The organism is Streptomyces graminofaciens (genome assembly GCF_030294945.1).
Taxonomy (GTDB): domain Bacteria; phylum Actinomycetota; class Actinomycetes; order Streptomycetales; family Streptomycetaceae; genus Streptomyces; species Streptomyces graminofaciens.
The window spans coordinates 3,181,047-3,202,527 of the sequence record NZ_AP018448.1 but is presented as its reverse complement, the minus strand read 5'-3'; the positions used below and the strand labels follow the sequence as shown (position 1 = coordinate 3,202,527).

At 71.1% G+C, this 21,481-nt stretch carries 16 protein-coding genes; 8 read left to right on the top strand and 8 right to left on the bottom strand.

The genetic code is table 11. The annotated features are described in order from the left end of the window. Positions 1–36: 36 nt before the first annotated feature. Positions 37–936 (top strand): helix-turn-helix domain-containing protein, encoded by a 900-nt coding sequence (locus SGFS_RS13805; RefSeq protein WP_286250303.1) that lies wholly within the window; start codon positions 37–39, stop codon positions 934–936. Between the two features lie 75 nt (positions 937–1,011). Here the strand turns inward: SGFS_RS13805 and SGFS_RS13800 are convergent, their stop codons facing one another. Beyond that, entirely contained in the window at positions 1,012–2,409 is a 1,398-nt protein-coding gene (locus tag SGFS_RS13800) for a glycoside hydrolase family 16 protein (RefSeq protein ID WP_286250302.1), read from the bottom strand. A 216-nt stretch (positions 2,410–2,625) separates the two neighbouring features. Then, on the bottom strand, positions 2,626–4,815 hold the full coding sequence (locus SGFS_RS13795; RefSeq protein ID WP_286250301.1) for a serine/threonine-protein kinase: 2,190 nt from the start codon (positions 4,813–4,815) through the stop codon (positions 2,626–2,628). A gap of 331 nt (positions 4,816–5,146) precedes the next feature. Between SGFS_RS13795 and SGFS_RS13790 the strand changes: the two genes are divergently transcribed. From SGFS_RS13790 to SGFS_RS13780, 3 genes are all read left to right on the top strand, one after another. Further along, a complete protein-coding gene (locus SGFS_RS13790; RefSeq protein ID WP_286250299.1) occupies positions 5,147–6,841 on the top strand; it encodes a hypothetical protein in 1,695 nt (564 codons plus the stop codon). Continuing rightward, complete coding sequence (locus SGFS_RS13785) at positions 6,838–7,230, top strand: DUF5955 family protein (protein WP_286250298.1); 393 nt, start codon at positions 6,838–6,840, stop codon at positions 7,228–7,230. Before SGFS_RS13790 ends, SGFS_RS13785 begins: the two co-directional genes overlap by 4 nt. Positions 7,231–7,321: 91 nt before the next feature. Beyond that, entirely contained in the window at positions 7,322–8,422 is a 1,101-nt protein-coding gene (locus SGFS_RS13780) for a serine hydrolase domain-containing protein (protein WP_286250297.1), read from the top strand. A gap of 182 nt (positions 8,423–8,604) precedes the next feature. On the opposite strand, the gene SGFS_RS13775 is transcribed toward SGFS_RS13780, so the two are convergent. Both SGFS_RS13775 and SGFS_RS13770 read right to left on the bottom strand, forming a co-directional pair. Next, positions 8,605–9,420, bottom strand: coding sequence for an IclR family transcriptional regulator (locus tag SGFS_RS13775; RefSeq protein ID WP_286250295.1), 816 nt, complete (start codon positions 9,418–9,420; stop codon positions 8,605–8,607). Positions 9,421–9,445: 25 nt separating this feature from the next. Continuing rightward, positions 9,446–9,871, bottom strand: a complete 426-nt coding sequence (locus tag SGFS_RS13770; protein WP_286259916.1) for a MarR family winged helix-turn-helix transcriptional regulator — start codon at positions 9,869–9,871, stop codon at positions 9,446–9,448. Between the two features lie 207 nt (positions 9,872–10,078). Here SGFS_RS13770 and SGFS_RS13765 point away from each other — a divergent pair, with 207 nt between their 5' ends. Genes SGFS_RS13765 through SGFS_RS13750 form a run of 4 tightly spaced genes read left to right on the top strand, consistent with a single transcriptional unit; the run spans position 10,079 to position 13,923 of the window. Beyond that, entirely contained in the window at positions 10,079–10,996 is a 918-nt protein-coding gene (locus tag SGFS_RS13765; protein ID WP_286250293.1) for an SDR family NAD(P)-dependent oxidoreductase, read from the top strand. A gap of 20 nt (positions 10,997–11,016) precedes the next feature. Next, the gene (locus tag SGFS_RS13760) at positions 11,017–11,892 is read left to right on the top strand and encodes an amidohydrolase family protein (RefSeq protein WP_286259915.1); all 876 of its coding nucleotides are present in this window, start codon (positions 11,017–11,019) and stop codon (positions 11,890–11,892) included. A 40-nt stretch (positions 11,893–11,932) separates the two neighbouring features. Next, positions 11,933–13,435 (top strand): o-succinylbenzoate--CoA ligase, encoded by a 1,503-nt coding sequence (menE, locus tag SGFS_RS13755; protein WP_286250291.1) that lies wholly within the window; start codon positions 11,933–11,935, stop codon positions 13,433–13,435. 32 nt (positions 13,436–13,467) lie between these two features. Next, positions 13,468–13,923: a MaoC family dehydratase gene (locus SGFS_RS13750; protein WP_286250289.1), complete on the top strand. Its 456-nt coding sequence runs from the start codon at positions 13,468–13,470 to the stop codon at positions 13,921–13,923. A 72-nt stretch (positions 13,924–13,995) separates the two neighbouring features. Here SGFS_RS13750 and SGFS_RS13745 read toward each other — a convergent pair whose 3' ends face one another. From SGFS_RS13745 to SGFS_RS13730, 4 genes are read right to left on the bottom strand one after another with little or no spacing between them, the layout of a single operon-like run. Continuing rightward, positions 13,996–15,663 carry a PHP domain-containing protein gene (locus SGFS_RS13745; protein WP_286250287.1) on the bottom strand — a complete coding sequence of 556 codons (1,668 nt, stop codon included), beginning with the start codon at positions 15,661–15,663 and terminating at the stop codon, positions 13,996–13,998. 30 nt (positions 15,664–15,693) lie between these two features. Next, complete coding sequence (locus SGFS_RS13740; RefSeq protein ID WP_286250285.1) at positions 15,694–17,553, bottom strand: LamG-like jellyroll fold domain-containing protein; 1,860 nt, start codon at positions 17,551–17,553, stop codon at positions 15,694–15,696. 45 nt (positions 17,554–17,598) lie between these two features. Continuing rightward, positions 17,599–20,550: a glycoside hydrolase family 2 TIM barrel-domain containing protein gene (locus SGFS_RS13735; RefSeq protein ID WP_286250283.1), complete on the bottom strand. Its 2,952-nt coding sequence runs from the start codon at positions 20,548–20,550 to the stop codon at positions 17,599–17,601. Beyond that, on the bottom strand, positions 20,550–21,470 hold the full coding sequence (locus tag SGFS_RS13730; RefSeq protein WP_286250282.1) for an alkaline phosphatase family protein: 921 nt from the start codon (positions 21,468–21,470) through the stop codon (positions 20,550–20,552). The genes SGFS_RS13735 and SGFS_RS13730 overlap by 1 nt, the downstream gene beginning before the upstream one ends. Between the last annotated feature and the right edge of the window lie 11 nt (positions 21,471–21,481).

The window sequence follows — 21,481 nt, the reverse complement described above, 5'->3', positions numbered from 1 at the left end:
GGGACACCGACGACGGGGCGACGAGGACAAGAGGGCATGAGGGACAGAGACTTCCGGGACGGCGACGGCGACGGCGACCAGATCAGAACCTTCCCCTTCCCCGTCGACCTCAGCCTCTCCGGCGTCGGCATGCGGGTCGGCCCGATCGACGCCCGGCGCACGTGGCACGCGGACGCGCCCCTGGAGCGGGTGCACCGCATCGACTTCCATGTGGTGATGCTGCTCGGCGGCGGCCCGGTCACCCACATGATCGACTTCACCGAGTACGAGGCCGACGCGGGCGACCTGCTCTGGATCCGCCCCGGCCAGGTGCACCGGTTCTCCCGCACCACCGGGTACCGCGGCACCGTCCTCGCCATGCAACCGGGTTTCCTGCCCCGCGCCACCGTCGAGGCGACCGGCCTGTACCGCTACGACCTGCCCCCGCTGCTGCGCCCCGACGCCGCCCAACTCGCGGGCCTGCGCGACTCCCTGGGCCAGCTGGAACGCGAGTACGCCGACACGACCACCCTCCCGCTCGGCGCCCACACCGCGGTGCTTCGGCACTCCCTCACCGCGTTCCTGCTGCGTCTCGCCCATCTCGCGGCCGGCTCCGCCGAGGCCGCCCGCCGTCCCGACGACTCGACCTTCACCCGCTTCCGGGACGCCGTCGAGCTGGACTTCGCCACCAACCACAGCGTCAGCGCCTACGCCGACGCCCTCGGTTACTCCCGCCGCACCCTCGTCCGCGCGGTCCGCGCCGCGACCGGCGAGACCCCCAAGGGCTTCATCGACAAGCGGGTCGTCCTGGAGGCCAAGCGGCTGCTGGCCCACACGGACCTGCCGATCGGCCGTGTCGGCGCGGCCGTCGGCTTCCCGGACTCGGCGAACTTCTCCAAGTTCTTCCAGCTGCACACCGGTACGACACCGGTGGCGTTCCGCGCCGAGATGCGCTGACCCTTCCGGGAGGGGGCACGCGGAAAGGGGCCCCGCCGCCCGGGCGGAGCCCCTCCGGTGTGCTCGACCCACCACTCAGCGGCCGAAGTTGAACCAGTTCACGTTCACGAAGTCCTGAGACTGGCCACTGGTGAAGGTCAGATACACGTCATGGGTGCCGGTGACCCCGCTGATGTTCGCGGGTACCGTCCGCCACGACTGCCAGCCCCCGGTGTTGGCGATCGAGAAACTGCCGATCGGCGTACTCGTACGGCTGTCGAGCCGGACCTCGACCAGCCCGCTCACGCCCGAGTTCGCCCCGCTCGCGACCCGGGCGACGAACTGGGTCGCGGCCGTGGAACCGAAGTTGACGTTCTGGTAGAGCGCCCAGTCGCCATTGGCGAGCGAGCCGATGTTCTGGCCGCCGCCCGTGTCCGTCGTCGTCTCGGTGGCGGTGCCGCTCTGGCTGTTGTACGACTCTGCCTGGATCGCGCTGTACGCGTCACGCGTGCCGGACGGCGGTGTGGTCGTGCCTCCGGCGGCCGACAGCACCTGCACGTAGTCGACGACCATGGGCACCCCGGAGCGGGTGTCGCCGTCGAGGCCGCCGCCGAACGCGTCGGGGAAGGCGCCGCCCATCGCCACGTTGAGGATGATGAAGAAGCCGTGGTTCGTGGCGTTGGTCCAGGTCGTCGCGTCCACCTGGTTCGCCGTGACCGTGTGGAAGTTGACGCCGTCGACGGAGAACCGGATCGCCTCCGGGGTCACCGAGCGGTCCCACTCCATGGTGTAGGTGTGGAAGCCGGACTGGCAGGTGGTGCTGGGGCACGAGGTGGAGTTGCCGATGCCGGTCGTCTCGTTGCACGGGCCGCCCGGGTTGGTGCCGCAGTGCATCGTGGCCCACACGGTGTTGCGGCCCTGCACGTTCTCCATGATGTCCAGCTCGCCGACGCTCGGCCAGTTCTGGTAGTTGCCCCGGTAGGGCGCGCCCAGCATCCAGAACGCGGGCCAGTAGCCCTCGGCGGCCGTGCCGGTGACGTTCGGCATCTGGAGCCTGGCCTCCACCCGCAGCTTCCCGCCCGACGGGGGCTGGAAGTCGGTGCGGTTGGTCTCGATCCGGCCGGAGGTCCAGTTCCCGGCAGAGTCGCGGATCGGGGTGATGCGCAGATTGCCGTTGCCGTCGAGCGAGACGTTGCTGGTGCTGTTGGTCATCGTCTCGACCTCGCCGGTGCCCCAGTTGGCGGGGCCGCCGGGGTACGAAGTCCCGGTCGCGTACTGCCAGTTGGAGGTGCTGACGCCGGTCCCGGCCGTGCCGTTGAAGTCGTCCACGAAGACCTGGGTCCAGCCGGAGGGCGGCGTCGGCGCGGCGCCCTGCGCGGCGGTCGCCCCGGCCGTGGCCAGCGTCAACGCGCTGACGAAGGCGAGGAGTACGCGCCGGAGGGGGCGGCGTCCGGGGGAACGCTGCCCGATGGGTATGCCGGAGGTTTCACTCATAGCGGCCTCTTAGGGGTGTACGGAGTGAAATGCGCGGGTGGAGAGCGCTCGTCCGGGTCCCGTCCTGAGAGCGCTCTCACAGTAGAGCGTGCGGACAATGTGCGCTCCGGCACTGCGGTCGTCAAGAGTTAAAGCGGAGAAAGTCCTTGCGTGGAGGGAGAGTTCACGATGTGAAGATCACCTCGACTGTGCCCCGTGCGCGACCTCATGTACGGGTCAGTCACCGGGGGCGGCGGAGGCCGTCCGTTCCGTCGGCTGGTCCGGGCTGACGGAGAACGCGGTGTCGCCGGCCGTCGCCACGATCGCGTCCTCGACGAGCAGCACGGTCGGCGGGGCCTCGGCCGCGATGTCGCCCGGGTCGTCGATCGCCTCCGTACGCCACAACTCGCTGCCCGTGGCGCGGTCGAGGCCCAGCAGCCGCCCGAAGCGGTTGGCGAAGTACACCTCGTCGCGCTCGGCCGACACCGCCGGGGCGGACAGGCTCTCGGTGTCCGTCGACTCCTTCCACAGCTCCTTGCCGCTGGTCGCCGACACTGCGGTGACGGTCCCGTCGGTCCGCACGAAGTAGACGACACCGCCGACGAGCGTGGCACTGCCGCGCACCGCCGACTTCAGCGCCACCCGCGTTATTTTCCCGCTGCCCGGGTCCACCCGCAGCAACGCGTTGTACGGCCGCTCGTACCCGTCCTGGTACACGTTCTCGGTGGTCTCCGCCGCGAGGAACAGCGGCTGCTCGTCGACCGTTCCGAGGGCCAGGGACTTCTTGGGCAGCGTGGCGAGTTCGCGCCGCGTGCCGTCGGCCGGATCGAGTCGTACGAGGGTGAAGCGGCTGTTCTCGAGGAGGTCGTCGCCCTTCCAGCACAACGCGTACGGCGCCTCGTCGAGCGAGGTGGGCACACAGTTCACAGCGCTCGGCACGGACGAGCGCCACAGCTTCTCACCGGCCGTGGAGTACGCGACGAAGTGCCGGTTGTCGGCCGTCAGGGTCAGCAGGCCGCCGCTGAAGAGGTGGGACGTCTCGTTCGGGCTCACGGCCGTGGTCCAGCGCCGCTTGCCGGTGCCGGTGTCCAGGGCCACCAGCCGCCGACTGTCGGTGTCGGGCTCCTCGTAGACATAGACCAGACCGTCCCGTACGCCGACGGGCCGCGAGGTCTGCGGCAGGGTGCCGTACCGCCAGCCCATCTCGCCGCTCGCGGCGTCCACCCGGGTGACGACGAAGCCCGAGCCGCCGCAGTACAGATCGGTGCCGTCCGAGGCGCAGCCCGGTCTCTTGTAGCCGGACGAGATGTACTCGGCGGGGAGGCCGTTGTCGTGCCGCAGTGGCGTGCGCCAGGGCTGCCAGCCCTCGGGGAGGGAAACGGAACGCGCGCGGGAGTCGTACGCCGGCTCCGTGTTCTCCGTGTCCGTCGCGTAGACGAGGAGTACGCCGCTGAGCACGGCGACGGTCACGGCGGCGCCGAGACCGACGGCGAACAGTTGCCGCCTGGCCCGGCGGAGGCGGCCGGCCGTCCGCCGGGTCGGGGCCTGCGTGGGTGCGGAGCCGGAGGCGGCGCCGGGGGTGTCCGGGGCATACGGGTGCGGGCCGGCCGGGGTGTACGGGGCTTCCGGCAACTCCCTGAGCAGGCGGTGCAGTTCGGTGAGGTCGGGGCGGGCCGCCGGGTCCTTGTCGAGACAGCGCTCGGCGACGGCCCGCAGCGGCTGCGGGACCGAGTCCAGCTCGGGCTTCTCGTACATCACCTGATAGCCCGCCATGTACGGGCTCTCCGCCTCGAACGGGCTGTTCCCGCTGGCCGCGAAGACCAGCAGCGAGCCGAGCGAGAAGACGTCCGAGGCGGCGGTGACGTCCCGGGGCGAGCGCAGCTGCTCCGGCGACATGAAGGGCGGTGTGCCGATGACCCGGCCGGTCATGGTCAGGGCCTGGTTGTCGCCGGCACGCGAGATACCGAAGTCGATGACGCGCGGGCCGTCCTCGGCGATCAGCACGTTCGCCGGTTTGAGGTCCCGGTGCACGACACCCGCCTGATGGATGTCCCGCAGCGCCTCGGTGAGCCCGAGCGCGAGGAACCGGACCCGGGCGGTGTCCAGCGGGCCCTCCTTGCGGACCAGTTCGGAGAGGGTCGGCCCGGGCACGTACAGCGTGGCCATCCAGGGCCGGTCGGCCTCGGGGTCGGCGTCCACGACCGGCGCGGTGAACGCGCCGCTCACCCGGCGGGCCGCCGCGATTTCCTGCCGGAACCGGGAACGGAACTCCTCGCCCTCGCAGAACTGCGCGTGCACCAGCTTCACCGCGACCAGCCGCCCCGACGCGGATCGGCCGAGATAGACGACGCCCATGCCACCGGAACCGAGCCGGTCCAACAGGGCGTAGCCGCCTATGACGGCGGGATCGTCGTCCCTCAGCGGCATGGATCCACCACGTTCTTTCGCGCTGCTTCTTACGTACGGCCGTTGTGGCGGATCAGCCTAGGGGATGGGATTTCATGGTTCGCTCCCGGCCTTCCACTCCTCCCACGACAGGTTCCAGCAGTTGGGGAATCGAGAGGGGCATGCGGTCGCATCGTGCGACCCGTACCTGGGTGGGTTCTTCTTCGAGCAGGGGGTCCGGTGCCTGAGATTCAGGTGAGGACCCATAGGGCTCTCGCTTCCCATCCATCCCAATTCGGGGGAAATCGCAGCAATTTCCTGGGGAACGTGGCATGCTCCTTCCCCTGGTCCGTCATGGGATGAGCGGGGAGACATGGCGAATCCACCCCAACCGAACCGGCCCGAGCGCGTCGAAGCCGACTGGCGGCAGTCCGGCGGTTCCGACGGACAGCTGCGGTGGCTGATCGAGGAGCAGGCGGGGCCGTCCCGGGGCGACGCAACCTCATATCTGCGGGCCGCGGCCCACATCGACCCGTACTTCCGGTCCCGGGCCATCGACGAGCTCGCGGTGAACCGCCACCGTGTCCCCGCTCCCTCTTTCGGCTTCGACCTCAGCGCGGTCCTGCGCGAGTGTTTCGCCGTACGCAGACGGATCGCGTCACAGGCCTGGGCGGTGCTGCCCGCACTGGCGGTGGCGCTGATCCTCTCGCCGACCGGTGTGGTCCTGGGGGTGGCCCTCGGCCTGCTGGCTTCGCTGCTCCCGTCCGGCGGCCGGCTGAGCACGGGCAAGCCCGGCAAGGGATCGATGATCGCCACCGTTGCCGCGGCCGGGATCGCCGCCGTCCTGGTGCTGCCGTCCCTGTTCGGGATGCTGGGCGGCTTCTCCGGGAAAGCGCTCCTTGCCATGCTCGTAGTGCTGGTTGTAACCGGTATCACCGGTTACAACCTCCGGCTCTGGACCCTGCGTGCCCTGACCGGCAAACGAGGCAGGCCCGGGCCCGGCTCCCAGGTGTCCGGGCGCCATGCCGCGCTGTGCGACGGGCTCGCCAGGAAACAGTCCGACCGTGATGTCGTCTACTCGTCCTTCGGGCCGTTCGTCGGCACCGGGCCCCGGATCTCGGAGTGGTCCTTCGCGATCGAACTGAAGCCGTCGGCCCAGCACGAGGCCGACGGACGGCAGCCCCGCCCGCTGAGCGTTCCCGTGATCCACGCGGCGATACGGAACCGGCTGCGCGACCTGGGCGCGGGCCACGAGTATCCGGGCGACCGGCTGCACCGCATCGACGTCCAGGACTATGTGTTCAAGCCGGGGGTCCGTCCGGATTCCGAGAGCGCCTGGCTCAGCGGGTGGGAACGCCTCGCCCAGACGGGCACCCCCAGGGGCGAGGCCGGATGGCCGGCCGAGGTGGACCTGGCGGCCAACGAGCGACTGCGTCACTTCGTGGTCACCCGCCTGGGCCTGTGGGCGGACGAGGTCGTGCTGACCCAGTTCTTCCGGGTGAGCGTCCAGGGCGGACAGTTACAGGTGGAGAGCCAGAGCTTCGTCCTGCCGCCGATAGCCGAACGCTTCCACGCGGTGGACGAACTCGTACCGCCGGACAGCCCCGGGGAGCAACTGGCCGTCGCCTGGTACGCCGTCACACACATCGGCCAGGTGCTGACGCAGAGCTTCGCGGAACCCCTGCGCATCGCCCTGACCGCCTGGAACATGCGCAGCCAGGAGGACTGGTACCGGAAGATGCGCCAGGAGCGGCGCCCGATCGACCACAGCCCCCGGCTGTCGGTACGGGAGCTGGCCGCCTCCGCCGCCTACGCCCAGCCGTTCCAGGAGATGGACGTGTCCCGGCTGACCGCCATGGTCGAGCGGCGGGTGCACACCGCCGTCCTGGACTGTCTGCGCGACCACGGCTACGCGCTCGGCGAGTACGAGGCACGACAGGACATCCAGATCAACAACGGAATCCAGATCAGCGGCGGCACGGTCGTCGGCCCGATGGCGGCGGGGCGTCACGCCCGTGCCGCACAGACGGGCAAGCGGAACGCCGGGGTGACGGGGGAGACGAAATGACATCGGGCGGGCCGGAACGGCCGGGCGACAACCACGGCGTGCAGATCTTCGGGGGCACCGTCTCCGGTCCCGTGGCGGCGGGTGACCACGCGCAGGCCGTACAGCACAACCAGCACGCCGCTGTCACACCGCACGCGGCACAGGTGCTGGAACTCCTGCGGTCGCTGCGTGAACGCCTCGACGAAGCGGACCTGGACCCCGCCGACCGGGAGGCCGCCAGGGACGCCATCGCGGAGGCTGAGACGGAGGCCGGGGCGGCCGACCCCCAGCCCGGACCACTGCGGCGCGCGGCACTGGTGATCGCGGGCGCGGTGGCAGGCGTGAACGAACTCGCCACGTATGTGGAGTCGCTGCGGCGGATCATCGGAGCGTGGTTCGCGACGGGGTGATCCGCCGCGGCGGCCAGGGCGGTCCGGTCGGACGGGCCGCCGCGTCCAATATTCGGTGGCCCCCTGCGGCACGCACCGACAGACTGCCCGCATGGCGGACCTTCATGGCACCTGCACGGACCGATTCTCCGCAGTACGCGAAGCGCTGGCCGCTTCGCTGGACAACAAGGACGTGGGCGCCTCGGTCGCCGTGTACGTCGACGGCGAGCCGGTGGTCGACCTGTGGGGCGGACACGCGGACGCGGACCGCACCACACCCTGGGAGCGGGACACCATCACCCACACCTGGTCGACCACCAAGACGATGGCCGCGCTGTGCGCGCTCGTCCTCGCCGACCGGGGCGCCCTGGACCTGACCGCGCCGGTGGCCACGTACTGGCCCGAGTTCGCCGCAGCGGGCAAGGAGGGCGTACGCGTCAGCCATGTGCTCTCGCACACGGCCGGTCTGCCCGCTTTCGACGCGCCGATAACGGTCGAGGACCTGTACGACTGGCAGGTCCCCACCGCCCGACTCGCCGCGCAGCCCCCGGCCTGGGAGCCGGGCACCGAGGCCGGGTACCACGCGCTCACCCAGGGCTATCTGGTCGGCGAGATCGTGCGCCGTGTCACCGGCCGCAGCCTGGGGACGTTCTTCGCCGAGGAGATCGCGGGCCCGTTGGGCGCGGACTACCACATCGGCCTCCCGGCCGAGCACGACCACCGGGTCGCGCCGATCATCCCGCCGACCTCCTCCCCGCAGCGCGGCGGCCCGCCGCCCAACCCGGACCTGCCGCTGGACGTCGCCAACACGACCGCCTGGCGGCGCGCCGAGATCCCCTCGGTGAACGGCCACGGCAACGCCCGCTCGGTCGCCGCCGTGCAGTCGCTGCTGGCCTGCGGCGGCGAGGCCAGGGGCGTACGGCTGCTGTCGGAGAAGGGATGCGAGCGGGCGCTGGAGGAGCAGTTCAGCGGGACGGACCACGTCCTGGGCGTGCCGATGCGCTATGGCATGGGCTACGGCCTCAACGGCGGCCAGCTCCCCAACCCCCGCACCTGCTTCTGGGGCGGCTGGGGCGGCTCCCTCGCCCTGGTCGACCTCGACGCCCGGACGAGCGTGGCGTATGTGATGAACCGGATGATCGACGACGGCGGAATCGGCGACGACCGGGGGTTCATGATCCTCGCGGCCGTCTACGAGGGCCTGGCGGCCTGACTCACCTGCCGGGGGACTGCTTCCGTGCATGCGGGTACGTCAGTCATGCGTGCGGCCCGGGCTGCTGTGTTCCAGAGCTCGGGCCGACAGGTTGCTCTCGGGTGCGGGCCGGTGGGGGCCTGTCGCGGCCACACGGCGGAGCCGCATAACGATCCGGCCCCGCGCCCCGAAGGGGTGCGGGATCACGGCTGCCAGCCCAGCGCCCGTGAGATGCCTCGCGCCGCCACCCGTACCGCCGGGGTCAACACCGGTACCTGGGCACTCAGTTGGGGAACCACCACCGACACCGCCGCGACCACCGACCCGTCCTGGCCGCGCACCGGCGCCGCCACCGACAGGGCGTCGTCCGTCACCTGACGGGCGCTCACCGCCACACCCGTACGCCGTACTTCGGCGAGGACCCGCCGCAGCCGAGCGCCCTCGCCGATGGTGTACGGGGTGAAGACGGCCAACGGGGTCTCGCAGTACGCCTCCTGGGACTCCGGTTCGGCGTGTGCGAGGAGTGCCAGGCCCACGCCCGTGGCGTGCAGGGGCCAGCGGGCACCCACTCGGATGTGGACGCCGACCGCCGAGCGCCCGGAGAGCCACTCGATGTAGACGACCTCGTCGCCGTCCCGGACCGCGAGCTGCACGTTCTCGTGCGTGGCCTCGTACAGGTCCTCCAGATAGGGCAGTGCGATCTGCCGCAGCGCGAGTCCGCGCGGGGCGAGGGCCGCGACCTCCCAGAGCCTGAGCCCCACGTGGTAGACCCCCGAGGCGTCCCGCTCCAGGGCGCCCCACTCGGTGAGCGCGCCCACCAGCCGATGGGCCGTGGTGAGCGTCAGCCCCGCCCGGCGGCTGATGTCGGTGAGGGAGAGCGCCGGATGCGCGTGGTCGAAGGCGGCGAGCACGGCGAGAAGCCGGTCCGGCGCGGACCGAGCGGCCCCCGACGGCGACGGTGACACCGGGGTCCGTGCCGGTGACGCCGACGTCGGCACGGCGTCGGCGGTCATCGACATGGCATCACCCTCACCACTCCCGTCCTCACCCGAGCCCGGCTTCCACGACCTTCTGCAGCAGCACGTGCAGCGCCGCGCGCTCGTCGGCGTCGAGGGGCTCGAGCAGTTCGTTCGTCACCCGCTGCCCGGCCTCGTCCGTGTCGCGCAGAAAGGCCCGGCCGTCCTTGGTGAGGACGATGATCCGGCTGCGCCGGTCGTCCGGGGAGGGGCGCCGCTCGGCGAAGCCCAGCTTCTCCAGGTCGTCGACCAGGCCGACGATCGCGCTCGGGTCGTAGCCGAGCGACGCGCTCAGCTCGCGCTGGAGCGCGCCCGGCGAGGTGGCGAGGAAGCGCAGCAGCGCGTAGTGGCGCAGGCGCAGGCCCGACTCCTGGAGCGAGACGTTGAACAACTGCCCGGAGCGCAGACCGAGGCGGTACAGCAGATAGCCCGTGTCCGCGTGCAGTCCGCGCATCCACGGCTCCTGGGCGTCGGCCGAGGCGGGGTTCTGCGTCTGCTGGCGGGCGATGGCGGGCTCCCTTCGAGGCCCCGGGTGGGGCAGCGCGATCGTACTGCGGTCAAGCATGACGCAAAGGCCGAGCAACAACAACTATTGACGTCAACAACTATTGCTCTTAACTTCGATTTCGAAGCCGCACCGCCATCCGAAGGGACCCCACTCGTGCCCAGCATCGATCTCACCGGCAAGGTCGCCGTCGTCACCGGCAGTGGCCGTGGCCTCGGCCTCGCCTACGCTCAGGCCCTCGCCGCCGCCGGCGCCTCAGTGGTCGTCAACGACATCGACGAGGCCGTGGCGGAAGCGGCCGTGAAGTCCATCACCGAGGCGGGTGGCAAGGCCGTGGCCGAGGTCGTCCCGGTCGGTACGACCGAGGCGGCCGACCGGCTGGTGAACCGCGCGGTCGAGGAGTTCGGGCGGCTCGACATCCTCGTCACCAACGCGGGCATCCTGCGCGACAAGGTGCTGTGGAAGATGTCCGACGACGACTTCGACGCCGTGATCTCCACCCACCTCAAGGGCACCTTCACCTGCGCCCGCGCCGCGGCGATCCGGATGCGCGAGCAGGGCGAGGGCGGCTCGCTGATCCTCGTCGGCTCCCCGGCCGGCCAGCGCGGCAACTTCGGCCAGACGAACTACGCCGCCGCCAAGGCCGGCATCGCCGCCTTCGCCCGCACGTGGTCGATGGAGCTGGGCCGCGCCGGCATCACCGTCAACGCGATCGTCCCGGTCGCCGCCACCGCCATGACCGAGACCATCCCGGTCTTCGCCCCGTACGTGGAGGCCCTGCGCGAGGGCAAGCCGTTCCCGGAGTTCCTGCGCAAGGGCGAGGGCTTCGGCACCCCCGAGGACTGCGCGGCGCTGGTCCCGTTCCTCGCCTCAGAGGCCGCGCGCGGTGTCACCGGCCAGGCCATCGGCATCGGCGGCGACAAGGTGGCACTCTGGTCGCATCCGCAGGAGATCAAGACGGCGTACGCGAACGGCGGCTGGACCCCCGAGGCCCTGGCCGACGTCTGGCCGACCTCGCTGGGCGCCGAGCCGCAGACCGTGGGCATCCCCGCCCCGAAGATCCCGGAGGCGTGATGACACCCGGCAACCCCGCCATGAACGTGGAAGAACTCGTCGCGATCGACGTCCACACCCACGCGGAGGTGTCCTCCAAGGGCAACGCCTCCCTTGACGACGAGCTGCACGACGCCTCGTCCGCCTACTTCAAGGTCGAGGGCAAGCGGAAGCCGACCCTGGAGGAGACGGCCGCCTACTACCGCGAGCGGAAGATGGCCGCCGTGATCTTCACGGTGGACGCCGAGTCCGCGACCGGTACCGAGCCCGTCCCGAACGAGGAGGTCGCCGAGGCGGCCGCCGCCAACGCGGACGTGCTGATCCCCTTCGCCTCCATCGACCCCTTCCGCGGCAAGGCGGGTGTGAAGCAGGCCCGCCGCCTGGTCGAGGAGTACGGGGTGAAGGGCTTCAAGTTCCACCCCAGCGTCCAGGGCTTCTTCCCCAACGACCGCGCGGTGGCGTACGCCCTGTACGAGGTCATCGAGGAGACGGGCACGATCGCCCTCTTCCACAGCGGCCAGACGGGCATCGGCGCGGGCGTCCCCGGCGGCGGTGGCATCCGGCTGAAGTACTCGAACCCGCTGCACGTGGACGACGTGGCCGCCGACTTCCCGCACCTCAAGATCATCCTGGCGCACCCGTCCTTCCCCTGGCAGGACGAGGCGCTCGCGGTGGCCACGCACAAGCCGGGCGTGCACATCGACCTGTCGGGCTGGTCGCCGAAGTACTTCCCGCCGCAGCTGGTGCAGTACGCCAACACGCTGCTCAAGGACAAGGTGCTCTTCGGCTCCGACTACCCCGTCCTCACCCCCGACCGCTGGCTCGCCGACTTCGAGAAGCTGCCGATCAAGGACGAGGTCAGGCCGAAGATCCTCAAGGAGAACGCCGCCCGTTTGCTGGGCCTGACGAAACCGTGAGGGACACCCCCCATGTGCAATGACGGACAGGGGCACAGAGATGCGCAATGAGGGACTGGGGTCGTGGCCCGCCCGCCGGGCCCGCAAGACCCCGCAGCGCACCGCGCTGATCCACGGCGACACGAGCATCACCTACGGGGAGCTGTACGAGCGCACCACGCGCCTCGCCCACGCCCTGCGCGCCTCCGGCGTGCGCCGCGGCGACCGGATCGCCTACCTGGGGCCCAACCACCCCTCGTACCTGGAGACCCTCTTCGCCGCGGGCACCCTCGGCGCGGTCTTCGTCCCGCTCAACACCCGCCTCGCCGGCCCTGAGATCGCCTACCAGCTGGCGGACTCCGGGGCGAAGGCGCTGGTGTACGCGTCCGGGTTCACCGGGCTCGTCGCGGGACTGCCGGGCAGCAGCGACGTCCGTACGTACGTCGAGGTCGGCACCGAGTACGAGGCGCTGCTCGCCGGGGCCGCCGACGAGCCGATCGACCAGCCCGTCACCGCCGACGACACCTGCATCATCATGTACACCTCGGGGACGACCGGCCGTCCCAAGGGCGCGATGCTCACGCACGGCAACATCATCTGGAACGCCGTCAACGTGCTCGTCGACCAGGACATCATCACCGACGAACGCGCGCTGGTCTCCGCCCCGCTGTTCCACACCGCCGGGCTCAACATGCTCACCCTGCCCGTGCTGCTCAAGGGCGGCACGTGCGTCCTGGTCGAGGCCTTCGTGCCGGAGGCCACCTTCGACCTGATCGAACGGCACCGGATCACGTTCATGTTCGGCGTGCCGACCATGTTCGACCAGATCGGCCGGCATCCGCGCTGGGCGGACGCCGACCTGTCGTCGCTGCGGATGCTGTCCTGCGGCGGCTCCCCGGTGCCGACCCCGCTCATCGCCAAATTCCAGGAGCGCGGGCTGACCTTCCTCCAGGGCTACGGCATGACGGAGGCGGCCCCCGGCACGCTCTTCCTCGACGCCGAGCACGCCGTGAGCAAGGCCGGTTCGGCGGGCGTACCGCACTTCTTCAGCGATGTGCGGGTCGTACGGCCGGACATGACACCGGTCGACGTCGACGAGCCCGGCGAGGTCGTGGTCCGCGGTCCGCACGTCATGCCCGGCTACTGGGGGCTGCCCGAGGAGACGGCCGCGGTCTTCGCCGACGGCTGGTTCCGCAGCGGGGACGCCGCCCGGGTCGACGAGGACGGCTACGTCTTCATCGTCGACCGCATCAAGGACATGATCATCTCCGGGGGCGAGAACATCTACCCCGCCGAGATCGAGGACCAGCTCCTCGCCCACCCCGACATCGTCGAGTGCGCCGTCATAGGTGTGGCGGACGAGAAGTGGGGCGAGGTGCCGCGCGCGGTGGTCGTCCCCAGGGAGGGCTCCGCCCTGGACGCCGACGAGGTGCTGGCCTCCCTCGCCGGGCGACTGGCCAAGTACAAGATCCCCAAGTCGATCGTGATCGCCGACGAACTGCCGCGCACGGCCTCCGGCAAGTTGCTGAAGGCGCGGGTGCGCAAGCGCTTCGGAAACGGCTGACTCACCGTCAAACACATTGGAAAGCAGGCAACATGAGCATCACCGTCAACGGCATCGACGAGCTCAAGAAGCTCGAGGGCAGTGACCTCGGCACCAGTGAGTGGATCGAGGTCACGCAGGAGCGGATCAACACGTTCGCCGATGCCACGGGTGACCACCAGTGGATCCACGTCGACCCGGAGAAGGCGGCGGAGGGCCCCTTCGGCGCGCCGATCGCCCACGGGTACCTGACCCTTTCGCTGTTCATCCCGCTCTTCACCGAGCTGCTGGATGTCGAGGGTGTGTCGACGAAGGTGAACTACGGGCTGAACAAGGTGCGGTTCCCCTCGCCGGTCAAGGTCGGCTCCAAGATCCGGCTGGTGGGCAAGCTCGCTTCGGTCGAGGACGTACCGGGTGGGGTGCAGATCACCGTGGACGGCACGATCGAGATCGAGGGTGCGCCGAAGCCGGCGGCCGTTCTGCAGAGTCTGTCCCGGTTCTACGCCTGAGCCTTGTGGGGAACTGCGGGACCGTCGTGGCTGGTCGCGCAGTTCCCCGCGCTCGTCAAGGTTCGCTGCCGCTCAACTCACGTCCACGAACACGGGGTTCGAGTAGAACCAGGTGTCCTCCCACGGGTCTCCGTCGCCCGGGGTGTGGGGGATCGGGCCGTGCGGGTCCGTGGACGCGCCCAGGTAACCCGTTCCGTTCCGCTTGCCGTCGCTGCCGCGCAGGCGGACGTAGAAGGACTCCTCGCCCGCTGTGAGCGGGATGCGCAGGGTGTAGGTGCCCTTGCGGCCGGTCACGTCCTTGGTGTGGGTGACCTTTGTGTCGGGAGCCTTCCAGGCGTCGCGGTCGGTCACCGGGCCCCGCACCGCGCCCCGGATGACGTCCACATGGGCCAACTCCGGGAGGATTCCCCGGGGGTTGGCGCGCGAGGCGGTCGTCACCGTCACGGTCAGGGTGAGCCGCTCGCCCTTGCGGACGCGCAGTCGGCCGCCCAGGGTCACGCCTCGGCCGTGGTCGCGGTCCCGCTTCAGTCGCACGTCGAGGCCGTCCAGCAGATGGCCGTGATCCAGCCAGACCCGGCCCGCGCGCAGGCCCGCCATCACCGCCCGGTAGCCGTACCGCGTGACGCCCACATGGGTGCGGCTGAACTGGCCGGGCCAGAAGTCGCTGCCGGGCTGCGGGGTGGTCGTGTTCACCGGGTCCGGCAGCTTGCCGGTGTTGTCGAAGTTCTGCCCGGCGGCCCAGTCCCCGTTCCTCCAGGTGTCGAACACGATGCGGTGCGCGTCCGAGTTGGTGGTGATCGAGAACGGCTTGCCCTCGGCGAGCATCGCGTCCCAGAGGCCGCCGACCGTCGCCGTCGACCAGTCGAAGCCGCCGTGGGTGAGGTACGCCTCCGCCGGGTAGCCCGGCCAGGAGTTGGCGGACGGCTTGTTCTCGTACTCGCCCCGGATCGAGGCCGTGCCGCGCCAGCCCGGGATGGCCGCGCCCTGGGCGCCGGGCGCGCCCTCCATGCCGATCACGATCTCGGGGGCCGCGTCCCGCCAGTTGCGCAGCTCGTGCGGGGAGTCGATGCCGAGGCGCAGCGGGTGGTTGGCCAGCACCAGCACGTCGTCGACGTATCCGGTGCGGCGCTGCTCCGCCAGCCACTGGATCGCCTTGACGGCGTGCGCCTCGTTGCGGGCCGTGTTGGCGTTGTCGGGGGCGCCGTCGGTGTAGCCAAGCAGCTTTCCGTCGTACGCGCTCTCGAACTCGGTGAGGACGTCGACCTCGTGCGGGCCGGGCGCGGTGAACACGGTGCAGTGCTCGGCGGCCGGGATGTACCACTCCAGGCCCTGGAAGATCAGCTGACGCGGGTTGTCGGCCCGGGCCTTCAGGATCTCCTTGTGCTCCAGGGCGGCCCCGAAGTCGGCGTGACCGAAGTTGGAGTGCTCGGTGAACACCATCCAGTCGAGCCCGTACTTCGCGCCGGCGGCGGCCAGTTGGGAGAACGTGTACTTGGCGTCGTGGCTGTACACGGAGTGGATGTGGTGGTCGCCGACGAGGTAGGCGAGGCGCGGGTCCTCGCCGCCGAAGCGCCGGGAGCCGGGGGCGGCCACGGCCGGGGTCGCCATGGAGCCCAGGGCGAAGGCGGCGCCGAAGAGGCCCGCGCCGCGCAGGAGGCCACGGCGTGACACTCCCTGCGCGTCGAGGTCGGCGGGGGAGACGGACGGGTCGGCCCAGGCGGGCAGTCGCTGCTCGGACATGATCGGTTCCTCAAGGCCTTTCGCTGAGGCTCAGTGGTTCATGAACGACTTGACGGGCAGAGCCCGTTCGACGATGCGGACGTCACCGAGGCGGCCGTGCAGGATCTGGTCGATCTCGCCCGCGTACTCGTAGCCGCCGAGGATCCACGGGAGCCCGACCGAGGTGAGGCCGACGGCCGCCGCCTTCGGGTTGCGGACGACGGGGCAGCCCTGGACGTAGAGCGTGGTGTGCTCGCCGTCGTTGACGATCGCGAGGTGCCACCACGTCTCCAGCGGCGTCTCCTGGCCCCAGTTGGTCGCGATGCCCTGCTGGTTGAGCGGGCGCACGGCCCACTGCGGCTCGCGGTCGTTCGACAGCGACAGCGTGGCGAGCGGCTCGTCCGGGTCGTCCTGCGTCCTGCCCGCCGCGCCACCCGTGCCGGTCCGGCCGAGGATGCCCGCCCAGGCGTGGTTCGACGGGTTCCAGTCGGCGGGCAGGCGGTAGAACGCCTCGATGGTGTAACCGGTATTAAAGGTTACCGAGTTGAGAGGAGCCCCCTCGACCGTCCGCAGATACGCGCCCTTCAGCGGGGGCTTGCCGCCGTGGAACTCCAGGCTGCCGTGGCCGGGCTGGTCCGGGTGGTGGTCGGCGGAGTAGGTGAGTGTGCCGCCGCCCACGGTGACCAGGGTGAGGTCGTTGCCGCGTCCCGAGCGGTCGCGGACCGTGCCGCCGACGGCCGCCCCGTCCTCCTGGCCGTCGAACCGCCAGTACGCCACCGTGCCGGGCACCAGCATCTTCGACACGGGCCGCGCGGCCCGGGCGGGCACCGGCGCGAAGCCCGCGAAGCGGTCCGCGAAGTCGATGTCGACCGAGAACCGGTCGGCGTCGCCGGAGAGTTCGATCTCCTGCCGCTCCAACTCGTTGAGCCCCTTCGCGGCCCGGCCCAGAATCCACGGGGAGATCGTCTCCACGTCGATCGTGTTCCGGTCGAGGTCGAAACGGTAGAGACGGATCATCGCCGCGCCGCCGAAGTACCGGTTCTGGTAGTTCGTGAGGTGGAGGTGGACCTCGTTGCCCGCCGCGTTCCTGCGCGTGGCACGGGCCGCCGGCCAGTAGTGCCCGTTGAGGGTGAGGAAGATCTGGTCGTGGTCCTCGATCAACTGGTCCCACAGCTTCTGACCGTAGGAGGACAGGGAGTCGTCCTCGTCGACCAGTTCGTGCGTGGTGAGGACGACGGGCGTCTTCGGGTGCTGGGCCATGACCGCCTCGGCCCAGTCGAACCCCTTAGCCGACAGCCGCCAGTCCAGCGCCAGCACCATCCACTCCAGGCCGGCGGCCCTGAAGAGGTGGTACGTGTTGTAGCCGTCCGGGGAGGCGCCCCCGTACGTCTGGTGGCCCTTGAAGCGGTCCGGTCCGAAGACGTCCAGGTACGGGGTCGAGCCCCGCTGGTCGTCGGTGGAGGACCGCACGTCGTGGTTGCCCGCGAGGACGCTGTAGCCGACACCCTTGCGGTCGAGCAGCCGGAACGCCTCGCCGATGGCCGCGCACTCCTCCTTCGCGCCGTTCTGCGTGAGGTCGCCGAGGTGGGAGAGGAAGACGATGTTCTCCTCCCGGCCGTGTTCCAGCAGATGGCGCAGCGAGGCCTCGACGGGCGCTTTGTCGATGCTCGGGCCGTCGAACAGGTACTGCGTGTCGGGCATCACGGCCAGCGTGAACCGGCGGCTGTCCGGATCGGGCCGCCAACGCGCGGCGGACGAAGGGGACTCGGCGGCGGCCTGCGCGGTGCCGGCCGCCGCCGGGAGCACAGCGGCCGCCGCACCCATCAGCGCGGTCGCGCGCAGGAAGTTGCGCCGGCCGGCACCGGCCTGCGGGGCCGACTCGCCCTGGCCCTGCTCATGCGAAGTACACACACGTGCTCCATGGAAGGTCCGTGAAAAGGGAAGCGGGGGGTGGGGTCAGAGCGCCCGCAGCGTCCACGACCAGCGGTGGACACCCGACGGGACGAGATACGAGGACGCGGTGTCGGGCCCGCACGACGCCGTGCCCAGCCCCCGGTGCGCCGCGTCGAGATGCACCACGCACCCCGGCCGGGGCACCAGCTCGTCGTGGTGCGCCACGGCAGCGAGGTCCTCGGCGCGGAAGCGGGTCACGGAAACCTGGCGGGGCTCGTCCAGCCGTACGGCGACGGTGTGTTCGCCGCCGCTGAGGGAGAAGTGCCTCACGCCGTGGCGGCCCCCGCTCTCCTGCGGGCGCAGATACGGCGTGAACAGGTCGTCGACGGCGGCCGAGTGATGGCCGACGGGCGCCCCGACGGCCCGGTCCGGATAGCTCTCCCAGGGGCCCTGCCCGTACCAGCAGATGTCGTCGAGCCCGGCCACGGTCTCGAACACCGTGCCGACGCGGGCCACATCCGTCAGCTCCTCCGGCAGCACCGCCGTCTCCTCGACGAGGATCCGGCCGTCGACCAGCGCCGTGAACGACTGCTCGTGCTCCACCGGGCCGACGGCCGTGGTCCAGCGCGCACGCACCCGCACCGTCGAGCCCTTGCGTTCCACGGCCACCGGCTCGCGTCGCAGGCGGTCCAGGCCCAGCTCGCGCCAGCGTTCGGCCATGCCGCCGAGGACGTCGTTGTCGGTGGGGGCCCGCCACAGGGACAGCGTCGGCGGGGCGGTGAGCAGGGGGTGCAGCAGCAGGCCGTCCTCGTCCGTCGCCGGCGGGGGGACGTGGCCCACCGACGAGCCCTCGGCGCCGACGAGGAGTTCGTCCGCGTCGGCCTCGTACCAGCGCACCTGCGGATGGCACACCTCGGTGCCGCGCGGCGCCCAGGGCTCGTCGGCGGCCGTCGTCACGTTCAGGGTCAGCCAGATCTCGCCGGCCCCGTCGAGCACCTCGGGGCGGTCGATCACCGCGGAGTCACCGGGCGGTACGGCGGGCAGCCGCGCCGGGAGCGTCCAGCTGCCGCCGTCGGCCGCCGCGAACTCCCACTCGGCCGCGAGCCACGACAGATCGCGGAAGTGCTGCTTGTTGTGCACTCGCAGGACCCGCCAGGCGCCCTCGCCCTCCACGGAGAGCCGTACCGGGGCGGCGATCTCCCGGTGCTCGTACATCACGGGCTTGGGGGTGCGGTCGGGGAAGACCACCCCGTCGGCGATGAACGCGCCGTCGTGGATGCTCTCGCCGAAGTCGCCGCCGTACGCCCAGCGCAGACCGGGTGCGGCGACACCGTTGTCATACAGTCCGGCCCCCCCACTCCCGGCCGGTCGTCCGTCGTTCACACGCTGGAGAATGCCGTGGTCCCACAACTCCCAGATGAACCCGCCCTGAAGACCTGGGGTCGCCTCGATGGCGGCCCACATGTCGGCCAGTGTGCCGTTGCTGTTGCCCATGGCGTGCGAGTACTCGCACTGGATCAGCGGCCGGGTCTGCTCACCGGAGAGCGCGTGCGCGACACAGTCCTCGATCGGCGCGTACATCGGGCACGCGATGTCGGAGGCGTCGTCCGTGGCCCCCCAGTCCAGCTTGGCCGCGCCCTCGTACTGCACCGGCCGCGTCGGTTCGTGGCTGCGCAGCCAGCCCGCCGCCGCGTCGTGGTTCGCCCCGTAGTCGGACTCGTTGCCCAGCGACCAGATGATCACCGACGGGTGGTTCTTGTCGCGCAGGACCATACGGGAGACCCGGTCCACGAAGGCGCCCAGATAGCGAGGGTCCTCGGCGATCTCGTGGGCGTGGTCGTGCGACTCGATGTTCGCCTCGTCCACGACGTAGAAACCCAGCTCGTCGGCGAGGTCGTACAGGGCCGGGTCGCTCGGGTAGTGGGAGGTGCGGATCGCGTTGAAGCCGAAGCGTTTGAGGGTGACCAGGTCGGCACGCATGTCGGCGTACGACACCGTCCGGCCGGTCAGCGGGTGGAAGTCATGGCGGTTCACCCCGCGGAGATAGACCCGCTCCCCGTTGACCAGCAGATCGCGGCCGCGGATCTCGACCTCGCGGAAGCCGACCCGGTGGTGCGAGGTGTCGGCGACCGTGCCGTCGGCGCGGTGCAGCCGCACGGTCAGGTCGTACAGCTCGGGCGTCTCGGCGGTCCAGGTGCGCACCGTGCGGGCGGTGGCACGCAGCAGGACCTCGCCCAGGAAGTCGGAGACCCGCTCGTCCTCCTCGTTGACGCGGTCGAACTCGGCGTCCTGCGCGAAGCGGTCGCCGTCCAGCTCCCCGCTGACGTACCACCCGTCGGGCAGCGCCCCGGCCATGTGCCGTACCTGGCACCGCACCCGCAGATCCCCGTCGAGCCGCGCCCGCACGGTCACGTCCGCGAGATACAGCGGATCGGTGGCGTACAGCAGCACCGAGCGGGTGATCCCGCCGAGCCACCACTGGTCCTGGTCCTCGATGTGCGAGGCGTCGGACCACTTCACCACCGTGAGGCGCACGGTGGCGGGCTCGCCGGGGCGGACGGCCTCGGACAGGTCGAACTCGGCGGCCAGGTGGGAGTCCTTGGAGACGCCCACGGGCCGGCCGTCCACATGGACGAGCAGCACGCTCTCGGCGGCGCCGACCTGGAGCACGATCCGCCGCCCGGCCCAGTCGGCGGGAACGGTGACCTCGCGCTCGTACACACCGGTCGGGTTGGCGGCGGGGGAGTCCGGCGGGAACTCCGGCCACGGCATGCGGACGTTGGTGTACTGCGGCGGGTCCTCGGCCGCGTGCAACGCCCAGGAGCCCGGCAGTTCGGCCCAGGACCAGGCGGGGCCGGGTTCCCGCTCCGGCGACGGCAGCAGCTGGAACCGCCAGCGGCCGTCGAGGGAGAGCGCCCGGGCGCGCCGGTCGACGGCGTTCATGGGCAGCCGCCCCCAGGAGGTCACCTCAGGTGCCTCCCAGGGGCGCAGGGCGATCAGCGGATCGCGATGCATCAGCGAATGGCTCCCTTACTGAGGATGCGCCCCTGGAGGCCCCAGGCGGGGGCGACGGGGATGCCGAGACGGTCCAGGACCGTGGGGGCGATGTCGATGAGGCGGGGTGTGTCCAGCCGGGTGCCGCCGGGCATTCCGGGCTCGTGGAGCACGACGAAGACCTCCCGCTCGGCACGCGTGTCGCCCCCGTGGCCGCCGGTGTCGAGATGTCCGTGGTCCGTGGTGACCAGCACGGTCCAGCGCTCGTCCGCCCGGGCGGGGTCGGAGCGCCGGGCGTCGATGGCGTCCAGCAGCCGCCCCAGGTGGGCGTCCTGGGTGAGGAGGGCCTGGTCGTAGGCGGGGCTGAGGGGGCCCGTGGCGTGGCCGGCCTCGTCGGTGGCGCCGAAGTACACGAACACGACGTCCGGGTCGTCCTTGGTGAGCCAGCGCAGGGCGGTCCGGGCGACGAGGCGGTCCGCGGTCTCGTAGCCGCGACGCTCGCCGTTGTGGCGCACCCGCCGGCCGATGGCGCGGCCGAGGGCGCCGCGGCGGACCAGCGTCGGCCAGGACACCGCGGCCGCGGTGCGCAGACCGGGCCGCGCGGTGACGGCCCGGCTGAGGAAGTCGGGGTAGCGGGTGTAGTCGGACCCCTTGAAGTCGTTGCCGGTCACCCCGTGCCGGTCGGGCCACACCCCGGTCAGCACGCTCGACCAGCCGGGGCCGGAGTCGGTGTAGGCCATGCTCGTGGACGGTCCGTTCTCGGCCTGACCGTCCACCTCGCCGTAGGGCAGCAGGCTGGTGCCGTGGGCACCCGCGGCCATCAGGCCGTGCAGCACGGGGGCCGTGGACGGCGAGCGGGTCAGCCGGTCGAAGCGCAACCCGTCCATACCCACCACGAGCACCTTGCCGCGCCCCGGCCGTCCTCCGCCGACGGCATCCATCACTGTGCACC